Genomic DNA, 18,563 nt, shown 5'->3' on the forward strand with positions numbered 1-18,563 from the left:
GAGATCGGTCAATCAACCGACCGATCTCAGAGCAACCGACCGAACTCACTTCACGCTGCATGCAACTGACCGATCTCGCGGCACCTAGGTGTCCACGGCGAACTTCAGACGCAGAACGCTAGCGGCCGGGCAGCTCCATCGTCCGCAGGGTCGCCTCGTCCTCGAAGCAGTAGCCCCACGCCTCGCCTGGCTCGATCGAGCGCATCAGCGGGTGGCCGGTCTCCCGGAAGTGTCCGGTGGCGTGCTTGGCCGGCGAGGAGTCGCAGCAGCCCACCTGCCCGCACACGAGGCAGCTGCGCAGGTGCACCCACGTGCCGCCGTGCTCGAGGCACTCGGGGCAGCCCGCACGGCTGGCGGGCTCCAGCACGGCGATTTGGTCCAGGTGCGTACACACATCACTCATCGCTTGGCTCCTCGCTTGGTCCTGTCACGGTGTCCTTGGTCCTGTCACGGTGTCCTGCCGGCTCGGCTGTCACGATCCTAGGCTCGCACCGCGCCGGCTTCGGCGCCGGGCCGGTTCATGATGCCAGCGGGTCACCCTGGGGCGGCGTGTCGCCGCGGTCCGTCGCGCGGTCCAGCGTCCGGTCGGGGAGCCAGACCGTGAACGTGCTGCCGCTCGGGCCGTGGTCGGTGTGCAGCAGGTGGCCGTCGTGGCTCTCGGCGACCTGGCGGGCGATCGCCAGACCGAGGCCGGAGCCGTCCGGTCGGTCCGGGTGCCCGCCGGCCGCCCCAGCCCCGGCCCCAGCCCCAGCACCAGCACCACCGCCGTCCTGCCCCCGGTAGAACCGGTCGAAGATCCGGTCCCTGGCCTCGGCGGGCACCCCGGGCCCCTCGTCGGCCACCGCGATCCAGGCCCAGCCCTGCCGGCTCCCCACGCCAACGGTGATCGCGCTGCCCACCGGCGCGAGCCGCACCGCGTTGGACAGCAGGTTGTCGACCGCCCGGCCCAGCGCGTTCGCGTCGCCGTACGCGACCGGCCCGGAATGGGTCCGCTCGACGATCGACACACCCCGCCGCTCGGCGACCGCGCGGTTGTCGCGGACGGCGCCCTCGGCGAGCGCGGCGAGATCGACCTCCCGGTCCACGAAGGCCTCCGAGCGGAACCGCGCGGTGGCCAGCAGGTCCTCCAGCAGCCGGGACATGCGGCTCGTCGCGCCGAGGACGACGGCGGTCGCCTCCGCCCGCTGCGCCCGGTCGGCCTGCTCGTTGCCGAGCACCGCCTCGACGTTCGCCTGCACCACCATCACGGGGTTGCGCAGCTCGTGGGACACATCCTCGATGAGCCTGCGTTCCGCGGTGAACGCCCGGTCCAGCCGGTCGAGCATCCCGTCGATCGTGTCGGCGAGGGTGCGCAGCTCGTCCCGCGGGCCGGTGGCGCCGATCCGCCGGGACAGGTCGGTGGCGCCGATCTCCTGGGCGGTGCGCGTGATGGCCTCGACGGGCCGCAGCGCCCGCCCGGAGACCCACCAGCCGACGGCCACGCTGAGCAGGAACATCACCGCGAGCGCCACCGCCGAGTAGTCCCGCAGCGTCTGCAGGGCGGTGTAGTTCACGGCGTGCTGGACCGTGTCGAGGTCGGCCGCCTCGAACTGTTCGCCGGGCTTGTAGGCGAAGCTGCCGTCGGGCTTCTTCTCGATCCGCTTGACGGTGACAGGGTCCAGCGGCGCGGCGGTGACGGTCTGGGAGAGCGCGAAGTAGACGCCCGCGAGGATGAGGGCGGTGATGCCGAAGAGCGTCGCGGAATAGGTCAGGGCGAGCCGCATCCGCACGGTGCGCGCCCACCCGGGCAGCCCCCGGAGGGTCATGCGGGGACGCCCTCGACGGGGCCGTCCACACCGGCCGGCAGCTCGCGGAGCCGGTACCCGCGGCCGATGACGGTCTCCAGCGCGGGGTCCTCGCCGTCGAGCGTGAGCTTGCGCCGCAGGGTGCCGACGGTGACGCGGACGGTCTGGGTGAAGGGGTCGGCGTTCTCGTCCCACACGTGCTCGAGCAGCTCCTCGGCGGGCACCACGTAGGCGGGCCGGTTCATCAGGTAGCGCAGGACGGCGAACTCCTTGCGGGTCAGCACGAGCTCGCGGGTGCCGCGCCAGGCGAGCTGGCGGGCGGCGTCGAGCCGGATGGGGCCGTGCACGAGGACCGCGGCGGCCTCGCGCGCCTCGCGGCGCAGCAGGGCGCGGATGCGGGCGGAGAGCTCGATGATCGCGAACGGCTTGACGAGGTAGTCGTCGGCGCCGACGTCGAGGCCGGTCACCCGGTCGGTGAGGCGGCCGCGCGCGGTCAGCATGAGGATGCGCGGCGGGTCGCCGTCGGCGAGGGGTACCTGCCCGCCGCGGATGGCGCGGGTCAGGTCGAAGCCCGTCCCGTCGGGGAGGGTGATGTCGAGAAGGACGACGTCGTACGGGTTGAGGCCGAGCTTCTGTCTCGCCTCGGCGACGGTGCGCGCCTGGTCGACGGCGTAGCCCTCCCGGCGCAGTGCCACCTGCAGGGCACTCACCAGACCTGCCTCGTCCTCCACGATCAGCAGCCGCACAGCAGCACGGTAACCGCCCGGCGGCGGGTCTGACAGGCCCTGTCGGTCCCTCCTTTCGGTCGGCTTTCGTTCCCGTTTCCCGCAGTTTTCTCTTCCGTCGGGTGGAGTCGGTGTCATGGACGAGCCCATGGAACAGCGCAGACCCGCCACCCAGGACATCCCCTCCGTCGCGACGCACCCGCCGCTGCGTCCGGCCGCCGCCCTGCTCGAACGGGCGCTGATCGAGGTCAAACGAGTGATCGTGGGGCAGGACCACATGGTCGAGCGGATCATGGTCGGCCTGCTCGCCCGCGGCCACGTGCTGCTGGAGGGCGTGCCGGGCGTCGCGAAGACGCTCGCGGTGCGCACCCTGGCGACCGTGGCAGGTGGCTCGTTCGCCCGCCTGCAGTTCACGCCGGACCTGATGCCGTCGGACATCGTCGGCACCCGGGTCTGGAAGCCGTCGCGGGAGGACTTCGACGTCGAGCTCGGCCCCGTGTTCGCCAACCTCGTCCTCGCCGACGAGATCAACCGCGCACCCGCCAAGGTGCAGTCGGCCCTGCTGGAGGCGATGGCGGAGGGCCAGGTCAGCATCGGCGGCCGCACCTACGCGCTGCCCGACCCGTTCCTCGTCCTGGCCACCCAGAACCCGATCGAGAGCGACGGCGTCTACGCGCTGCCGGAGGCGCAGCGCGACCGGTTCCTGCTCAAGGTCGACGTCGACCACGCCGACGAGCTGGAGGAGCTGACGATCGTGCAGCGCATGAGTGCGGCGCCCCCGCGCGCGGAGCCGCTGCTCGACCCGGCGATGGTCCGCCAGCTCCAGCGCGAGGCGGACCAGGTGTTCGTGCACCACGCCGTCGCGCGGTATGCGGTGGCGGTCGTGATGGCCACCCGCAAGCCGCACCAGTACGGGCTGCACAACCTCGACGGCGTGCTGGAGTACGGCGTCAGCGCACGCGGCAGCCTCGGGCTGATCGCCGCCGGGCGGTCGCTGGCCCTCATGCGCGGGCGCGACTACGTGCTGCCTGCGGACCTCGTCGACCTGGCGGGCGACACCCTTGCCCATCGGCTCGTGCTCACGTTCGACGCGGCGGCCGACGGCGTCGACCCCCGCACCGTGATCGACGCGGTGCTGGCCGCCGTGCCGCAGCCGCGCGTGGCGCCGGCCGAGGAGGAGGTGGTCGTGCGATGACCGAACCGTCGCGGGACGACCCGGCCCGGAACGGCCCTGCCCACGACGACTCGGCTGGCCGGTTCCGCAAACTCGAGCTCACCGTCCGGCGCCGGGTCGACGGGCTGCTGCAGGGCGACGTCGACGGGCACGCGCTCGGCCCCGGCTCCGACCCGGAGGAGCTCAGCCAGTACCAGCCGGGGCAGGACGTGCGCCGGATCGACTGGAACGTCACCGCCCGCACGGGCGACCCGCACCTGTGGCGCACGCGCGCCCAGCACGAGCTGGACACCTGGCTCCTCGTGGACCGCAGCCCCAGCATGACCTTCGGCACCGCCCGGACCGAGAAGGTGGACGTCGCCGAACAGGTGGCGGCCGCCGTCGGACTGCTCACGACCGGGCAGGGCAACCGCGTCGGCGTAGGGCTGATCGACGAGGCCGGCCTGCGCTGGATCTCGCCACGCCCCGGACGAGCCGCCGCGGCGGCGCTCACCCGGCTCGACGCGGCGGTCCGCCAGGGCAGCCCGACGGTCTCCCTGTCAGACGCCCTGCGCGGGCTCGGCGCCCGCGCCCGACGTCGCGGGCTGTGCGTGGTCGTCACCGACCTGGTGGCACCCGACGGCACGATCGAGCGGCCCTTCGAGTGGGAGGGCGCGCTCCGGCGGCTGACCGCCAGGCACGACGTGATCGTCGTCGAGGTCGACGACCCGCGCGAGCGCGAGCTGCCCGACGTCGGCGAGGTCGTGCTCGTCGACCCCGAGACCGGCGTCCAGCGCGAGGTGTCGACGTCCGACCCCGAGCTGCGCCTCGCCTACGCCATGGTCACCGCCCTGCATCGCGACGAAACGGCAGCGGCCGTCCGCGCCGCCCGTGCCGAACACCTGCGCGTGAGCACCGCCGACGACTGGGCTGCGGTGCTCGCCCGGTTCGTCAAGGACCGCCGTCGCGCCCCCGCCCGCCGTCACCGGAGGACATCATGACCTTCACCGACCCCCTGTTCCTGCTCGCCCTCGTGCCCGTCGCCGCGCTCGCGCTCGCGTACGTCCTGCTGCGGCGGCGGCGTACCCGCTACGCCGTCCGGTTCGCGACCCTGCCGATGCTCGACCGGGTCGCCCCCGCCCGCCCGCGCTGGCGGCGACATCTCGCGACCGGCCTCGTCCTGCTCGCGCTCGGCGCGTTCGCCACCGCCGCCGCCGGACCGCAGATGCGGCTGCGCGTGCCGTACGAGCGCGCGACGGTCATCGTCGCCATCGACGTGTCCGGCTCGATGGAGGCGCAGGACGTCCCGCCCGACCGGCTGACCGCCGCCAAGGAGGCCGCGGTGCGGTTCGTCCGCGAGCTCCCCGAGACGGTCCAGGTGGGCGTCGTCGCGTTCGCCGAGGAGGCGGAGCTGGTCGCCCCCGTCACCGCCGACCGCGCCCTGGTCGAGAACTCCGTCCGGAACCTGCGGTCCGACGGCGGCACCGCCATCGGCGAGGCGGTGTTCGCCGCGGCCGCCGAGGTGGTCCGGCAGGCCGCCACCAGCGGCACGGCGGCGGACGGCGAGGCTGCGCCGGACGGCGGCACGGCGCCGGACGGCGGCACGGCCGACCCGATCCCCGCCCGGCTGGTCCTGCTCTCCGACGGGTTCAACACCGCCGGGCGCAGCCCCGCCAGCTCGGTCCAGGCGGCCCTCGACGCCGAGATGCCCGTCTCGACGATCGCCTACGGCACGCCCGGCGGCGTCATCGGCAGCGGCACCCGCACCCAGTCGGCGCCCGCCGACGACAACACCCTGCGCATGCTCGCCGAGGAGACCGCGGGCCACTTCTACCGCGCCGAGAGCGGCGCCGAGCTGGACCAGGTCTACGAGGACATCGGCTCGGCCATCGGCTGGCGCACCGAGACCACCCTCGTCACGACGCCGCTGGTCCTGATCGGCCTCACGCTCGCCCTCACCGCCACCGCCCTGTCCCTGCGCTGGTTCTCCCGGTTGGTCTGACACCGTTCGAAGGAGCGTTCCCTTGCAAAACCCCGACCCGCTGCTCCATGGTTCACCTGCCGCTTCACCTACCGGTTCGCCCGACGACAGCCCGCCCACAGGCCTCGGCCGGCCCGCCGGCCCGCGCCGCTTCGTCGTCGGCGAGCCGGTCGCACCGGCGCCGCCAGCGCCGGAGCCGGTTCGTTCCCGGCTGATGCCGACGATCGGCCCGGCCGCGGCTCCCGCGTTCACGCCGGCCGCGCCACCCGGTCCCGGGCGTGCGTTCGGCCTGCCTGCCGGTCCGCCCGCTCCCGAACCCGAGACCCCGCACGACGCGGTACCCCGCCGTCCGCGGGTCCTGCTGACGCTCGCCACCGCGCTCGCGCTGGGCGCGCTGCTCGGGTCGGCCACGACGGGCCTGGTCACCGGGCTGAGCCTCGCACCAGAGGAGACCGCACGCCCGGTGGTGGATCAGGGCACCGGCACGACGACCACCGCGAGCGCGGCCCAGCGCGCGCTGCCGAGCGTCGTCCAGGTTAGGGCGGGTGCGCGTGGCGGGTCGGGCGTCATCATCGACGCGAACCACGTGGTCACCAATGGGCACGTGGTCGTAGGCAGCGAGACCGTCGAGCTGCTGCTCGACGACGGGAGCTCCGTCACAGGCCGGGTGCTCGGCGCCGACGAGCGCAACGACATAGCGGTGGTCGAGGCCGATCTTGGTGGGGCCCGCGCGGCGGCCCTGGGGCGCAGCGCCGGGCTGCAGATCGGCCAGCCGGTCATCGCCGTCGGGTCGCCGCTCGGGCTGACGGGCAGCGTCACGGCGGGGGTGGTCAGCGCCGTCGACCGCAGCTCCGGCAACTATCCCGGGCCGATGATCCAGACCGACGCGTCGATCAACCAGGGCAACTCGGGCGGTCCCCTGGTGGACCTGAGCGGTCAGGTGGTCGGCATCAACACGGCGATCGCGACGGTCGGCAGCTCGGGCAACATCGGCATCGGGTTCGCCGTGCCGATCGACCGAGCCGCCGACGTCGCGGAGCGCATCATCGCCGGGGACTGACCTGGGTCGGGTGCCGGCCCGGGCGCCGGCCGACTCAGGTGAACAGGCCGCTGTAGGCGTTCAGGGCCGGCTGGCCGCCCAGGTGCGCGTACAGGACCGTCGACTCCTTGGGGATCTCGCCGCTCGTGACCAGGTCGATCAGGCCGGCCATGGACTTGCCCTCGTACACCGGGTCGATGATGACGCCCTCGAGCCGGCCCGTGAGCCGGATCGCGTCGAGCGTCGACTCGACGGGAATCCCGTACTTGTCGCCGGCCCAGCCGGGCAGCACGGTGATCTCGTCGTCGCGCAGCGGCCGCCCGACCCCGATGAGCTCGGCCGTTGCGCGCGCGATCCTGGCCACCTGGTCGCGGGTGTCCTCGAGCTTCGCGCTCGCGTCGATCCCGATCACCCGGCGGGGCCGGCCGCCCGCCGCTTCCAGCGCGGCGAAGCCGGCGATCATGCCCGCCTGGGTGGAACCCGTGACCGCGCACACGACCACCGTGTCGAAGAAGACGCCGAGCTCACGCTCCTGCTGCTCCACCTCGTGCGCCCAGTGCGCGAAGCCGAGGCCGCCGAGCCGGTGGTCGGACGCGCCGGCCGGGATCGCGTACGGCGTGCCGCCGCGCTCCTTGACCTCGTCGATCGCGCGGGTCCAGGAGTCCTTGAACCCGATGCCGAAGCCCGCCGGGTCGAGCCGGACCTCCGCACCCATGATCCGGCTCAGCATGATGTTGCCGACCCGGTCGGCGACGGAGTCGGGCCAGTCGACCCAGTTCTCCTGCACGAGCACCGCCTTGAGCCCCAGCGAGGCGGCCACCGCGGCGACCTGTCGCGTGTGGTTCGACTGGTAGCCCCCGATCGAGACCAGCGTGTCCGCACCCTGCGCGAGGGCGTCCGGGACCAGGTACTCCAGCTTGCGGGTCTTGTTGCCGCCGTAGGCGAGCCCAGCGTTGCAGTCCTCACGTTTGGCCCAGACCGACGCGCCACCGAGGTGGGCGCTCAGGCGCGGCAGCGGGTGGACGGGGCTCGGCCCGAAGGTCAGCGGGTGGCGGGGGAAGTCAGCGAGAGTGGGCATGCAATATATTGCATGCCCACTCGGGGTTTTGGCAAAGTGCGGGCCCCTCCGAGGCACCGACAGCCGTTTCGGCAGGTGCCGGTGGGCTGAACCATGTTCGACTGGGGCCCGGGTCTTCGGGCCCTGCCGAATGCTCCGGCCTGGCCGAACTGGGCCAGGCCGGGGCGAACGAAATTCAGCAGAGCTGGCACCCTTGCCCCGGGTGGTGTCCGCCCCCGCACATCACCCGACCGGCGCGCCGAGAGGAACCCCATGCCCGACCCCACGCCGCTCGACGAGGTCCTGCGCGAGCTCGCCGCGCTCGAGAACCCCAGGTTCCGCGCGGTCAACGAGCGCAACGGGGACGACCTGGGCGTCAACCTCGCGCAGCTGCGCGCCGTCGCGAAACGCCTGAAGAAGCAGCACGAGCTGGCCGTCGAGCTCTGGGCGACCGGCGACACGGCCGCCCGCCTCCTCGCCACGCTCGTCTGCCGTCCGCGGTCCTTCACCCCGGCCGACGTCGACGCGATGGTCCACGACATCCGCTCCCCCAAGCTGCTCGACTGGTTCGTCGTCAACGTCGTGAAGCCCGGCAGGTTCGGCGAGGAGTTCCGCGAGCGCTGGGCCGCCGACGGCGCCGACCTGGTCGGCAAGGCCGGCTGGACCCTGCAGAGCGACAAGGTGGTCAAGGCGCCGGGCGACGTCGACCTCGACGAGCTGCTCGACACGATCGAGCGGGACATGAAGGACGCGCCCGAGCACACGCAGTGGGCGATGAACACCTGCCTCGCGATGATCGGGATCAACGACCCCGGCCGACGCGCACGAGCGATGAGCATCGGCGAGAACCTGCAGGTCCTCGCCGACTACCCGGCCTCGCCGGGCTGCACGCCGCCGTACGCCCCCGTGTGGATCGCCGAGATGGTCGGACGCCAGGACCGGGCCGGCACCTGACCCTTCCGGCCGGTTGCCGGGCTCCCCGGAACTGCCCCTATGCTGCTCATGGCAACGTTGCCATTCCGACAACGCCATTCGATCGAGCGCGGTCCCTCGCGCATAGGAGCGCACATGCGTCTGGTCCCCAACCCCGTCCTGCCCGGCTGCCATCCCGACCCGTCGGTGGTCCGGGTCGGCGCGGACTACTTCATGGTGACCTCGTCGTTCGCCTACCACCCGGGGATCCCCGTCCACCACAGCCGTGACCTGGTGAGCTGGCGTCTGGTCGGCCATGTGCTCGACGGCGAGAGCTGGCTCCCGCTGGAGGGCAACACGGTGTCCCACGGCGTCTGGGCGCCGACGATCCGGCACCACGACGGCGTCTTCTACGTGGTGGTCACGATCGTGCGGGGCACCGAGGGCGCGACCACGTACATCACAACGGCGGTGGACCCCGCGGGCCCGTGGGCCGTCCCGACCCCGCTCGAGGCCGACGGGATCGACCCGTCCCTGTTCTTCGACCACGACGGCCGGGCGTGGTTCACCGCCGCCCGGGACGCGATCTCGCCCGACGCCACCGGGCCGGGCGAGATCTGGCTGCGGGAGCTCGACCTCGAGACGCTCACGCTGGTCGGCCCGACGCACGTCCTCTGGCACGGCGCCCTCACCAGGCAGTGGGTAGAGGCTCCGCACATCTACGAGCGTGCCGGCCGCTACCACCTGATCGGCGCGGAGGGCGGCACGGAGCGCAACCATGCGGTCACCGCCGCGACGTCCGACACGGTGACCGGACCGTACTCGACGGACCCGCGCAGCCCGCTGCTCACGCACCGGCACCTCGGCGCCGGCGAGCCCGTGCAGAACGTCGGCCACGCCGACATCGTCGAGGCGCCGGACGGCACGGCCTGGGCGCTGGTGCTCGGCGTCCGCCCTGTCAACGGGCACCACACGCTCGGACGCGAGGTGCTGCTCGTCCCGGTGGAGTGGGACGACCGCGGCCCGGTCCTCGCGCCCGGTGCCGGGCGGGTGCAGGGGGTCCTGCCCGGGCTGCCGGACACCACCGCCAGGCCGGCGGACTGGCTGTCGCTGCGCGGCCCCGTGCACGCCGACGTGGTGGACGAGACGGTCACGCTCCGTCCGCGGCCCGCGCCGCTCTCGGGGCGTGAGGTGCCGGCATTCCTCGCGAGGCGCCAGGACATGCACCGCTTCGTCTTCGAGACGTTGGTCGAGACCGACCGGATAGCAGGGCACGACGCCGGGGTGGTCGCCTTCCAGGACGAGAACACGTACCTCGCCGCGCGGGTCCGGCGTCGGCCCGACGGTTGCGTCGTCCGAGTGGCCGGAAAGGTGGGCGGCGCGGAGGTCGTACGTTCCGAGGTGCCGGTCACGGGCGACGTGGTGCTCCGCATCCGGTCGGACGGTCAGTCCTACGCGTTCTCCTGCGTGACCCGCACCGGGGAGGACGTCCTGGCGACCTTCCCGCACACCGCGCTGAGCACGGAGACCGCCGGTGGGTTCGTCGGGGTGCTCCTCGGGCTGGTCAACGAGGCGGCCGAGGGCGCGGCGCCGCTGACGTTCCGTGGCGTCCGGTACGGCGCGGCGTCAGACGGCGCGGGTGCTGGCGCGCACGACCAGCGACGGCGACAGCAGGTGGTGGCGGGCGGCTCCCCCGGCCATCATGTCCAGCAGCACCTCGATCGAGAGGCGGCCCAGGGTCACGAAGTCCTGCCGGACGGTGGTCAGGGCCGGAACGAGGTAGTCGGAGCCGGCCGTGTCGTCGAACCCCACGAGTGACACGTCGCCGGGCACGGCGATCCCGCGAGCGGCGAGGGCCGAGATCACGCCGATCGCCATCTGGTCGTTGCCCGCGAAGATCGCCGTGGGCAGGGTGGCGTCCGGCTGGTCGGCCAGCCCGTCGACCAGCCCGGCGGCGAGCTCGTGCCCGCTGCGCGCGGTGAAGTCGCCGTGGAGCACACGCCGCTCGGCGATCCCGGCGCGCCGGAGCTCGTCGCGCCAGCCGTCCACGCGGGCCCGGGCGTCGTAGGTCTCCATGGCGCCGCTCAGGTGGACGACGTCACGGTGGCCCAGGTCGAGCAGGTGGCGGGTGGCGAGGCGCGCACCCTCCACCTGGTCGAGCTCCACCGAACCGATCGCGGGGTTCGCCACGTTGCCGGACATCATGACGGAGATCGGCACGCGCGCGACGGTCCGGTGCAGCGCCTCCAGCACGACGGGCCGGTCCGCGACGACCGCGACCCCCGCAGCGCCCTGCCCCACGAGCTGCCCGAGGCACTGCTCGAACTGCTCGTGGGTGCCGCCCTGCCAGCTCGTGAGGCTCACCCAGTGGCCGGCGTCCTTCGCGGCCTGCTCGATGCCGAGCAGCATGCGCGGCAGCTCGAACAGCTCCGAGCCGGCCAGGACCACGCCGAGCATCGTGGAGCGACCGCTCCTGAGCACGCGAGCGGAGTCGTTGCGCCGGTAGCCGAGCTCGTCGATGGCGCGCAGAACCCGGTCCCGGGTCGCGGGCCGCACGGTCGGCTCGTTGTTGACGACCCGGCTCACGGTGATGTGCGCGACGCCGGCGGCGCGCGCGACGTCGACCATGGTCGGACGCCGTCCGCCCGGTGCGGTCACCGCGTCTCCTGGTGCGGGATGATCACCCGGTTGATGACGAGCAGGCCCGCCGCCGCGACCGGGACCGCCACGAGAGCGCCGAGGATCCCGCCGAGCGCCGCACCGGCCAGGGCCGCGACGATCACCAGCACGCCCGGCACCGCCACGGCGCGGCTCATCACCCGCGGGGCCAGCACGTACGCCTCCACCTGCATGTACACGAGCAGCAGGATCGCGACGACGAGCGCGGCGAACGGGCTCGCCGTCAGCGTCGCGAGCACCACGAGGATCGAGCCGATGACCGTTCCGACGACGGGGATCAGGGCCGCGACGAACGCGAGGACGGCGAGGAGGATCGGCGCGGGGCTGCCCGCGAACACCGTCAGCAGCAGGGTGAAGGTGGCGTTGATGGTCGCGAGGAAGAGCTGGCCCGCGACATACCGGCCGACGGACTCCAGCACCTCGTTGAGGAGCGATCCGGTCATGTCCCGCCGGGACCGGGGCACGAGCCGCAGGACGGCGGCGACCATGGCCGGCAGGGACACCGCGAAGTAGATCGTCAGCGCGGCGACGATGACGACCGCGGTCACGCCGTTGATCAGCCCGGTGCCGACCTGCAGGACGCCGCCCGCGATCGCCGTGAGCTGGCGGGGGTCGGTGAGCAGCTCGGTCACCGATGCCAGCAGACCGTTCAGGTTGAGGGCGACGAGGTTCTCGGTGGTCCAGACGTACCACGCCTGGTTGGGCAGCTCGCGCAGCCCGTCGACGAGCTGGGCCCCGAAGATCCCGACCTGCGGGACCGCCAGCGGCAGCACCGCCACCACGAAGAGGGCGAGCACGGCGGCTGAACCGACGATCATCACCGTCGCGGCCACCCACCGCACCAGGCCACGTGAGACGAGGAACCGGATCCCCGGATCCAGCGCCAGCGCCAGGAACAGCGCCAGCCCGACGTAGACGAGGACCGTCGCCACCGCCTCGATGGCGCCGAGCACCACGAGACCCGCGCCGACACCCAGGGTCGCGAGCACCGCGTACCCGAACGGGTTCGCCGGCAGGCCGACCGTCACGGCCCGCCTGCCCGCGGTACGAGCACGCGGGACCCGTGGTGATCCCGCGCCCGCCGGGTCGTGCGGCGCACGCGGCCTCCGCGCGCTCGACGATCGAGGCAGGGCGCCGGGTCGTTGCGGCATGCGGGCCATGGCACTCCATCGGTTCTCGGGGTCGGTTCTCGGGTGTCCGCGATGAACACGCGGCGGGTCACAGCCTTCCGGAAAGCGGCCCACTTGTCGCCGTCGGCTCGCGAACGGAGGTCGAGAGCTTCTGAGGGGTTCTCTCCGGGCCTCCCACCCCGGAGGCGGTCAGGGGTGTGATGGGTTCCGATAGGAGCACCGACCCCGCGCCGCACCGCTCGGCACGGGAACCGAGCAAGGAGAGGTACCCATGCGTGGAGTTGTCATGTATGCGCCAGGAGACGTCCGGGTCGAGGAGCGCGAGGACGCCAGGATCGTCGAGCCGACCGATGCCGTGATCCGGGTGACCGCCGCGTGCATCTGCGGCTCGGACCTGTGGCCGTACCGCGGGGTGGAGGCCCTGCGCGGCCCCACACCCATGGGCCACGAGTACATCGGGATCGTCGAGCAGGTCGGCGACGAGGTGCGGAACGTCAAGGTCGGCGACTACGTCGTCGGCTCGTTCGTCGCCTCGGACAACACGTGCGAGATCTGCCAGGCGGGCTACCAGTCCCGCTGCATCCACAACGTGATGATGGGCTCGGTGGGCACCCAGGCCGAGCTCGCCCGCATCCCGCTGGCCGACGGCACCCTTGTCGCCACCCCTGGTACGCCCGACGCCGACCTCGTCCCGTCGCTGCTCGCCGCCTCCGACGTGCTGGGCACCGGCTGGTTCGCCGCCGTGGCCGCCGAGGCGGGTCCCGGCAGGACCATCGCGGTCGTCGGCGACGGCGCGGTCGGACTCTCGGCGGTCCTGGCCGCCAAGCAGCTCGGCGCGGAGCGGATCATCGTGTTCAGCCGCCACCCCGAACGGCAGGCGCTGGCCCGGGAGTTCGGCGCCACCGACATCGTCGAGGAGCGCGGCGACGCCGGTGCCGCGAAGGTCAAGGAGCTCACCGGCGGGTACGGCGCCCACGGCGTCGTCGAGGCGGTGGGTACCGAGGAGTCGATGTGGCAGGCGATCAACTCCGCCCGCCCGGGCGGCTACGTCGGGTACGTCGGCGTCACGCACGGCGTCAGGCTCGACGGCCTGAAGCTGTTCTTCACCGGCGTGCACCTGCACGGCGGCCCCGCCCCCGTGCGCCGGTTCCTGCCCGAGCTGATCCAGCTCATCTGGGACCGCGCGATCGACCCGGGCAAGGTCTTCGACCTCACCCTGCCGCTCGAGGAGGCGGCCGAGGGCTACAAGGCGATGGACGAGCGTCGCGCCACCAAGGTGCTGCTCACCCTCTGACGGTCGCACCGCCGGGAGGCAGATCGTCACCTACAGCCCTCCCCCGAACACGGACTCCGCGGAGAGGTTCGCGCTGCTGGCGAGCTGGGCAGCCACGCGGGAGGCGGAGCATGTCCCTGACGGCGGCCTGGTGAGCAGATCGCACGACGGCGCGGGCCGGCCTGCGCGCACCGACTGACCAGCTAAGCGCTCGACCGCACCACCAGCTCGGGAGCGAGCACCACCTCGCGCGACGCGCGGCCCGGCTGCGCGATCTCGTCCAGCAGGAGCCGGGCCGCGGCGGTCCCGATCTCCGCGATGGGCTGGCGCACGGTGGTCAGCGGCACGGCGGCGACGGCGGCGAACGGGATGTCGTCGTACCCGACCACCGCTATGTCGTCGGGGACGCGAACGCCCGCGGACGTCAGGCCCGCGATGATGCCTATCGCGTGCAGGTCGTTGCCTGCCACCACTGCGTCGGGCCGGCGGTCGGGCGGCAGCTCCGCGATCCGCAGCCCCACGGCGGTCCCGTCGGCGAGGTCGAGGTCGGGTGCGCGGACGATCTCCAGGTGGACGCCCGGCGTCTGCCCCACCGCGAGCCGGCAGCCGTCGAGACGGCGTTCGACCTGCCGCACGCCCTCGGGTCCCGCTGCGAAGAGCAGGCGGCGCCGTCCGACGTCGAGCAGGTGCTGCGCCGCGAGCCGGCCGCCCTCGCGATGGTCGAGCGAGACCGACGACAGGCGGTGCTCCGGGTCCTCGTGGTCCACGAGGACGATGGGGGTGCCCTGGTCCCGCCGTCGGCGCAGTGGCTCCAGGTCGTCGTCCGAGGGCGAGACGACGACGCCGTCGAACCGGAGCTGTTCGAACAGGTCGAGGAACCGCTTCTGCTGGGCCGCCGACTCGTGCGAGCTGCCTACGACCACGGCGAGCCCGTTGTCCGCGACCAGCTTCTCGACCGCCGTGGCGATGCCGCCGAAGTACGGGTTGGAGGCGTTGACGAACGAGGCGCCGACGATCCCGCTGGGCCGGCCGCGGAGCTGCCGCGCGGCCAGGCTCGGCACGAAACCCAGGCTGTCGATGGCCGCGGCGATGCGTTCCTTCATCGTCGCCGAGACCCGGTCGGGCCAGTTGAGGAAGTTCGAGACCGACGCCACCGACACCTCGGCCTGGCGAGCGACGTCATAGATCGTTATCGGGCCTTCGTCGCTCCGCCGGTTCACGTCTCCCATCTCATCACGGACCGCGGCCGAGGACGGCGAATTAATCCCTGCCGGCACAGCTCGCGCCGATTCACTAGGGTCCGAGGGTGCGTATCGAGACCGACGGTCGCCCCGCGACGGCAGCAGACCTGTTCAGCACCTACGGCCACTTCACCGCCATGCAGGTGCGCGACGGCGCGGTCCAGGGATTCTCGAACCACCTCGACCGGCTCGACGCGGCGCACCGCGAGCTGTTCGGGAGGCAGCTCCCGGGCGAGCGCGTCCGTGACCTGGTACGGCACGCCCTGGCCGGCACCGCCGATGCCTCGGTGCGGGTATTGCTGCGCGACGCCGAGCAGGTCTCGGTGTCGGTCGCCGAACCGCACCACCCGCCCGCCACCCCACAGCGCCTGCGTTCCGTGCGGTACCTGCGCCCGTTCCCGCACCTCAAGCATCTGGGCAGCTTCGCGCAGCTCGAGTGGGCACGCCGGGTCCGCCTGGACGGGTACGACGACGCCCTCCTCACCGCGCCCGACGGCGCCCTCGCCGAGTCGTCGATCGCGAACCTCGGGTTCCTCCAGGACGACGGCGCCGTCGTCTGGCCGGACGCGCCGCAGCTGCACGGCATCGCCATGCAGCTCGTCGAAGCCACCACGCCGTCGACCCGGCGCGTGGTGCGGCGCGACGACGTCGCCGCGTTCGCGGGTGCGTTCCTGGTCAACTCGATAGGCGTCGTCGCCGTCGCCTCTATCGACGAGGTGCCGCTGCCCGGACCCGGGCCGCTCCTCGCCGGAGTGCTCGAGCGTCTCGCCGCCGTCCCGTGGGAGCGCGTGTAGGCGGCGTCCGCGCTCCTGGTGACGTTCAGGCCGAGGAGGCGTCCAGGCTCTCCCGTCCGGACTCTCCGGCCAAGGTGACCCCTTGGAGCACCTGCCAGGTCCGCTGAATTTCGTTCGGCTGGGCCCCGCCTAGTTCGGCCTGGCTGAACAATTCAGCTGAGCCCGCATACCCGGGGCTCCGCCGAACAGAATTCAGCCCACCTGGCACCCTCCGCACCAGCACACAGCGCCTCGTGCGGCAGATCCGCAGACTTCCGCGGCACCTTCGGAGACAGAGCCACAGACCTCGGCGTCAGCCGGCGCCGTTGGCCGCCTCGAACTTCTGGCGGGCCATGGCGATCTCCTCCTGATGCTCCTCGGACCAGTTCACCAGGGCCTGCGTGGTGCCGAGCAGCGTGCGGCCGAGCGCGGTCAGCTCGTACTCCACGCGGGGCGGCACCTCGGGGTACACGGTGCGCCCGACGAGGCCGTCCCGCTCGAGGTTGCGCAGGGTCACCGTCAGCATCCGCTTGCTGATCCCGTCGATCTCCCGGACGAGCTCCCCGAACCGGAGCGTCTTCTCGTCCAGCAGCGCGATCACCAGCAGGGACCACTTGTCGGCGATCCGGTCCAGGATCTGCCGCACCTGGCAGTCCTCGCGGGCGTCCCACTGGAAGGGGTCGCGGTCGAACCTGCACGCCTCCGGAACCTCCCGGCCGACGGCCTGGGTACCGAAGTACATGGTTCCCTCGAGGGAACCGGGTGACGTCAAAGTGCCTTCTTGTGCCATCCACTGATGGTGCCCAAGGATCGTCATGGTTACAAGTGGTAACCATGCGGACTTCGAGCGAGGAGATGCTTGTGACAGACGTGCGAGATTCCGTGGGGCCGGCAGCCAACCCGGCGGGGAACCCGTCGGTGAGCACCGCACGAACGGGCTGGGGAGTGCTGGCCGTCGTCTGCGGTGCGCTGTTCCTCGAGGGGATCGACATCGCGATGCTCAACGTCGCGGTGCCGGCGATCGCCGCCGACATCGGTCTGGCCACGGCCGACGCGCACTGGGTGATCAGCGCCTACGTGCTCGCCTACGGGGGTTTCATGATCTTCGGCGGGCGCACCGCTGACCTCCTCGGCCGACGCCGGACGTTCCTGGTCGCCCTCGCCGTGTTCGTCGCCTTCTCCGGCCTCGGCGGCCTGGCCGAGGATGCCTGGGTGCTGGTGGTCGCCCGGTTCGTCACCGGCGCCACCGCGGGGTTCATGACGCCGGCCGGGTTCAGCCTCCTGACGACGAGCTTCCCCGAGGGCCCCTTGCGCGACCGGGCGCTGGCGATCTACGGCGCCATCGGGGCCGGCGGATTCACGCTCGGTGTGGTGGCGGGCGGCTTCCTCACCGACGTCGGCTGGCGCTGGGTGTTCTTCGCACCCGTCATCGTTGGCGCCGCCCTGTGGATCGCCGGGCGGGCCGTCATCCGGCCGGACATCGCCTCCGAGCTGCCCCGCCGCGGGTTCGACCTCGGCGGCGCGATCACCCTGACCTCGGCGATGGTCGCGCTGATCTACGGCATCGTGGCAATCGGTGAGGGCGAGTCCGCCGGCGCCGGGGTCGTGTCGTTCGTGGCCGCCGCCGTGCTCATCGCCCTGTTCGTGATGATCGAGCGCCGGGTCGCTGACCCGCTCCTGCGCCTCGCGGTGCTGCGCGAGGGGCTGCTGCTGCGGTCGAGCGTCGCTGGGCTGCTGTTCATCGGGGCGTTCTTCGCGTTCCAGTTCCTCATCACCCTGTACCTGCAGGAGTTCCGCGGCTGGTCCCCGATCGCGACGGGCCTCGCGTTCGCCGTCATGGGCCTGGACATGATCCTCGCTCCCCTGGTCACGCACCGGCTGGTCAAGCGGTTCGGAAACGCGCCGGTCATGGTCGCCGGGCTGCTCGCCGGCGCGGTGGCCTTCGCCCTGCCGCTGCGCATCGACGGCAGCTGGGGATACCTCGACCTGCTGCCGTCGCTCGTGCTGATCGGGGTGATGTTCGCGCTGGTGTACGGGCCGCTGACGGCCGCGGCCACCGCCGGTCTCGACGAGTCCGAGCACGGGGTCGCCGGCGGCGTCGTCTACACGGCGTTCCAGTTCGGTGCGGCGCTCGGCGTCTCGGTCGCCACCATCGCACTTGTCGAGGGGCACGCCGCGGACGCCGACTGGTCCGACTACCGACGTGCTCTCCTCGTCCCGGCGGCCGGCGCGGCTCTTGCCCTGGCTCTCGGCATCTCGACCTGGGTCCGCGCCCGCCGGACCCGCACCCCTGCCTGACCTCGTCGGTCGCGCTTGTCGAGACCTGGTGAGGTCTCGACAAGCCGGCGGGGCTTGGTCGGAATGTCCGGGGCCGACGGCGGCGTTGGGTCGGACATGGACTTCAACCAGCAGATCATCGACACCTTCCGGGCCAACGGCGGAGAGGTCAACGAGCCCATCCAGTTCGGCAAGGGGCTCGTGCTCGTCCACGTGCCCCGCAAGGACGGCAGCATCCGTATCGCGCCGCTCGCGGCCATCCACGACGACGGCGCCTGGCACATCGTCGGGTCGGCCGGCGGCTCGCCGAAGCACCCCGCCTGGGTCTACGGCCTGCGCCGGGCCGAGCAGGTGACCCTCGAGGTCCCCGGCGACCCCGTCAAGTCCCTGCAGACCAAGGTCGAGGAGATCACCGGCGACGAGCGCGACGCCTGGTGGGAGCGTTTCAAGGCGTTCTCGAGCGGCTTCGCCGCCTACGAGAAGACGGCGGAGGGACGGGTGTTCCCGATCTTCCGGCTCGTGGGCTGACGGCTCCGGCC

At 72.5% G+C, this 18,563-nt stretch carries 17 protein-coding genes and 1 pseudogene; 10 read left to right on the forward strand and 8 right to left on the reverse strand.

Annotated elements, in window-relative coordinates:
• Positions 1–118: 118 nt before the first annotated feature.
• From ACFWE2_RS17280 to ACFWE2_RS17290, 3 genes are all read right to left on the reverse strand, one after another.
• Complete coding sequence (locus ACFWE2_RS17280) at positions 119–403, reverse strand: UBP-type zinc finger domain-containing protein (RefSeq protein WP_377225453.1); 285 nt, start codon at positions 401–403, stop codon at positions 119–121.
• Between the two features lie 115 nt (positions 404–518).
• Positions 519–1,805 carry a sensor histidine kinase gene (locus tag ACFWE2_RS17285; protein WP_377225454.1) on the reverse strand — a complete coding sequence of 429 codons (1,287 nt, stop codon included), beginning with the start codon at positions 1,803–1,805 and terminating at the stop codon, positions 519–521.
• Positions 1,802–2,530 (reverse strand): response regulator, encoded by a 729-nt coding sequence (locus ACFWE2_RS17290; protein WP_377225455.1) that lies wholly within the window; start codon positions 2,528–2,530, stop codon positions 1,802–1,804. The genes ACFWE2_RS17285 and ACFWE2_RS17290 overlap by 4 nt, the downstream gene beginning before the upstream one ends.
• Positions 2,531–2,645: 115 nt before the next feature.
• On the opposite strand from ACFWE2_RS17290, the gene ACFWE2_RS17295 reads away from it, so the two are divergent.
• Genes ACFWE2_RS17295 through ACFWE2_RS17310 form a run of 4 tightly spaced genes read left to right on the forward strand, consistent with a single transcriptional unit; the run spans position 2,646 to position 6,703 of the window.
• The gene (locus tag ACFWE2_RS17295) at positions 2,646–3,704 is read left to right on the forward strand and encodes an AAA family ATPase (protein WP_377225456.1); all 1,059 of its coding nucleotides are present in this window, start codon (positions 2,646–2,648) and stop codon (positions 3,702–3,704) included.
• A complete protein-coding gene (locus ACFWE2_RS17300; protein WP_377225457.1) occupies positions 3,701–4,663 on the forward strand; it encodes a DUF58 domain-containing protein in 963 nt (320 codons plus the stop codon). The genes ACFWE2_RS17295 and ACFWE2_RS17300 overlap by 4 nt, the downstream gene beginning before the upstream one ends.
• Positions 4,660–5,664 (forward strand): VWA domain-containing protein, encoded by a 1,005-nt coding sequence (locus ACFWE2_RS17305; RefSeq protein ID WP_377225458.1) that lies wholly within the window; start codon positions 4,660–4,662, stop codon positions 5,662–5,664. Before ACFWE2_RS17300 ends, ACFWE2_RS17305 begins: the two co-directional genes overlap by 4 nt.
• Positions 5,665–5,686: 22 nt before the next feature.
• Entirely contained in the window at positions 5,687–6,703 is a 1,017-nt protein-coding gene (locus ACFWE2_RS17310; RefSeq protein ID WP_377225459.1) for a S1C family serine protease, read from the forward strand.
• A gap of 34 nt (positions 6,704–6,737) precedes the next feature.
• Here the strand turns inward: ACFWE2_RS17310 and ACFWE2_RS17315 are convergent, their stop codons facing one another.
• On the reverse strand, positions 6,738–7,760 hold the full coding sequence (locus ACFWE2_RS17315) for a 1-aminocyclopropane-1-carboxylate deaminase (protein WP_377225460.1): 1,023 nt from the start codon (positions 7,758–7,760) through the stop codon (positions 6,738–6,740).
• A gap of 252 nt (positions 7,761–8,012) precedes the next feature.
• On the opposite strand from ACFWE2_RS17315, the gene ACFWE2_RS17320 reads away from it, so the two are divergent.
• Both ACFWE2_RS17320 and ACFWE2_RS17325 read left to right on the forward strand, forming a co-directional pair.
• The gene (locus ACFWE2_RS17320) at positions 8,013–8,693 is read left to right on the forward strand and encodes a DNA alkylation repair protein (RefSeq protein WP_377225461.1); all 681 of its coding nucleotides are present in this window, start codon (positions 8,013–8,015) and stop codon (positions 8,691–8,693) included.
• Positions 8,694–8,807: 114 nt separating this feature from the next.
• Positions 8,808–10,217 (forward strand): annotated as a pseudogene (locus ACFWE2_RS17325) (family 43 glycosylhydrolase); the annotation flags it as partial.
• 60 nt (positions 10,218–10,277) lie between these two features.
• On the opposite strand, the gene ACFWE2_RS17330 reads toward ACFWE2_RS17325, so the two are convergent.
• The gene (locus ACFWE2_RS17330; protein ID WP_377225462.1) at positions 10,278–11,309 is read right to left on the reverse strand and encodes a LacI family DNA-binding transcriptional regulator; all 1,032 of its coding nucleotides are present in this window, start codon (positions 11,307–11,309) and stop codon (positions 10,278–10,280) included.
• Positions 11,306–12,358, reverse strand: a complete 1,053-nt coding sequence (locus tag ACFWE2_RS17335; protein ID WP_377225463.1) for an AI-2E family transporter — start codon at positions 12,356–12,358, stop codon at positions 11,306–11,308. The genes ACFWE2_RS17330 and ACFWE2_RS17335 overlap by 4 nt, the downstream gene beginning before the upstream one ends.
• 373 nt (positions 12,359–12,731) lie before the next feature.
• On the opposite strand from ACFWE2_RS17335, the gene ACFWE2_RS17340 reads away from it, so the two are divergent.
• Positions 12,732–13,754, forward strand: a complete 1,023-nt coding sequence (locus ACFWE2_RS17340) for a zinc-dependent alcohol dehydrogenase family protein (RefSeq protein ID WP_377225464.1) — start codon at positions 12,732–12,734, stop codon at positions 13,752–13,754.
• A 182-nt stretch (positions 13,755–13,936) separates the two neighbouring features.
• Here ACFWE2_RS17340 and ACFWE2_RS17345 read toward each other — a convergent pair whose 3' ends face one another.
• Positions 13,937–14,953: a LacI family DNA-binding transcriptional regulator gene (locus tag ACFWE2_RS17345; protein ID WP_377225465.1), complete on the reverse strand. Its 1,017-nt coding sequence runs from the start codon at positions 14,951–14,953 to the stop codon at positions 13,937–13,939.
• An 86-nt stretch (positions 14,954–15,039) separates the two neighbouring features.
• Here ACFWE2_RS17345 and ACFWE2_RS17350 point away from each other — a divergent pair, with 86 nt between their 5' ends.
• On the forward strand, positions 15,040–15,768 hold the full coding sequence (locus tag ACFWE2_RS17350) for an aminotransferase class IV (protein ID WP_377225466.1): 729 nt from the start codon (positions 15,040–15,042) through the stop codon (positions 15,766–15,768).
• Positions 15,769–16,060: 292 nt separating this feature from the next.
• Here the strand turns inward: ACFWE2_RS17350 and ACFWE2_RS17355 are convergent, their stop codons facing one another.
• On the reverse strand, positions 16,061–16,519 hold the full coding sequence (locus ACFWE2_RS17355; protein WP_377225467.1) for a winged helix-turn-helix transcriptional regulator: 459 nt from the start codon (positions 16,517–16,519) through the stop codon (positions 16,061–16,063).
• Between the two features lie 146 nt (positions 16,520–16,665).
• On the opposite strand from ACFWE2_RS17355, the gene ACFWE2_RS17360 reads away from it, so the two are divergent.
• Positions 16,666–18,045 carry an MFS transporter gene (locus tag ACFWE2_RS17360; protein WP_377225468.1) on the forward strand — a complete coding sequence of 460 codons (1,380 nt, stop codon included), beginning with the start codon at positions 16,666–16,668 and terminating at the stop codon, positions 18,043–18,045.
• A gap of 96 nt (positions 18,046–18,141) precedes the next feature.
• The gene (locus tag ACFWE2_RS17365) at positions 18,142–18,552 is read left to right on the forward strand and encodes a nitroreductase/quinone reductase family protein (protein WP_377225469.1); all 411 of its coding nucleotides are present in this window, start codon (positions 18,142–18,144) and stop codon (positions 18,550–18,552) included.
• Positions 18,553–18,563: the final 11 nt, after the last annotated feature.

The sequence above is a fragment of the Promicromonospora sp. NPDC060271 genome, from assembly GCF_042726755.1.
GTDB lineage: Bacteria > Actinomycetota > Actinomycetes > Actinomycetales > Cellulomonadaceae > Promicromonospora.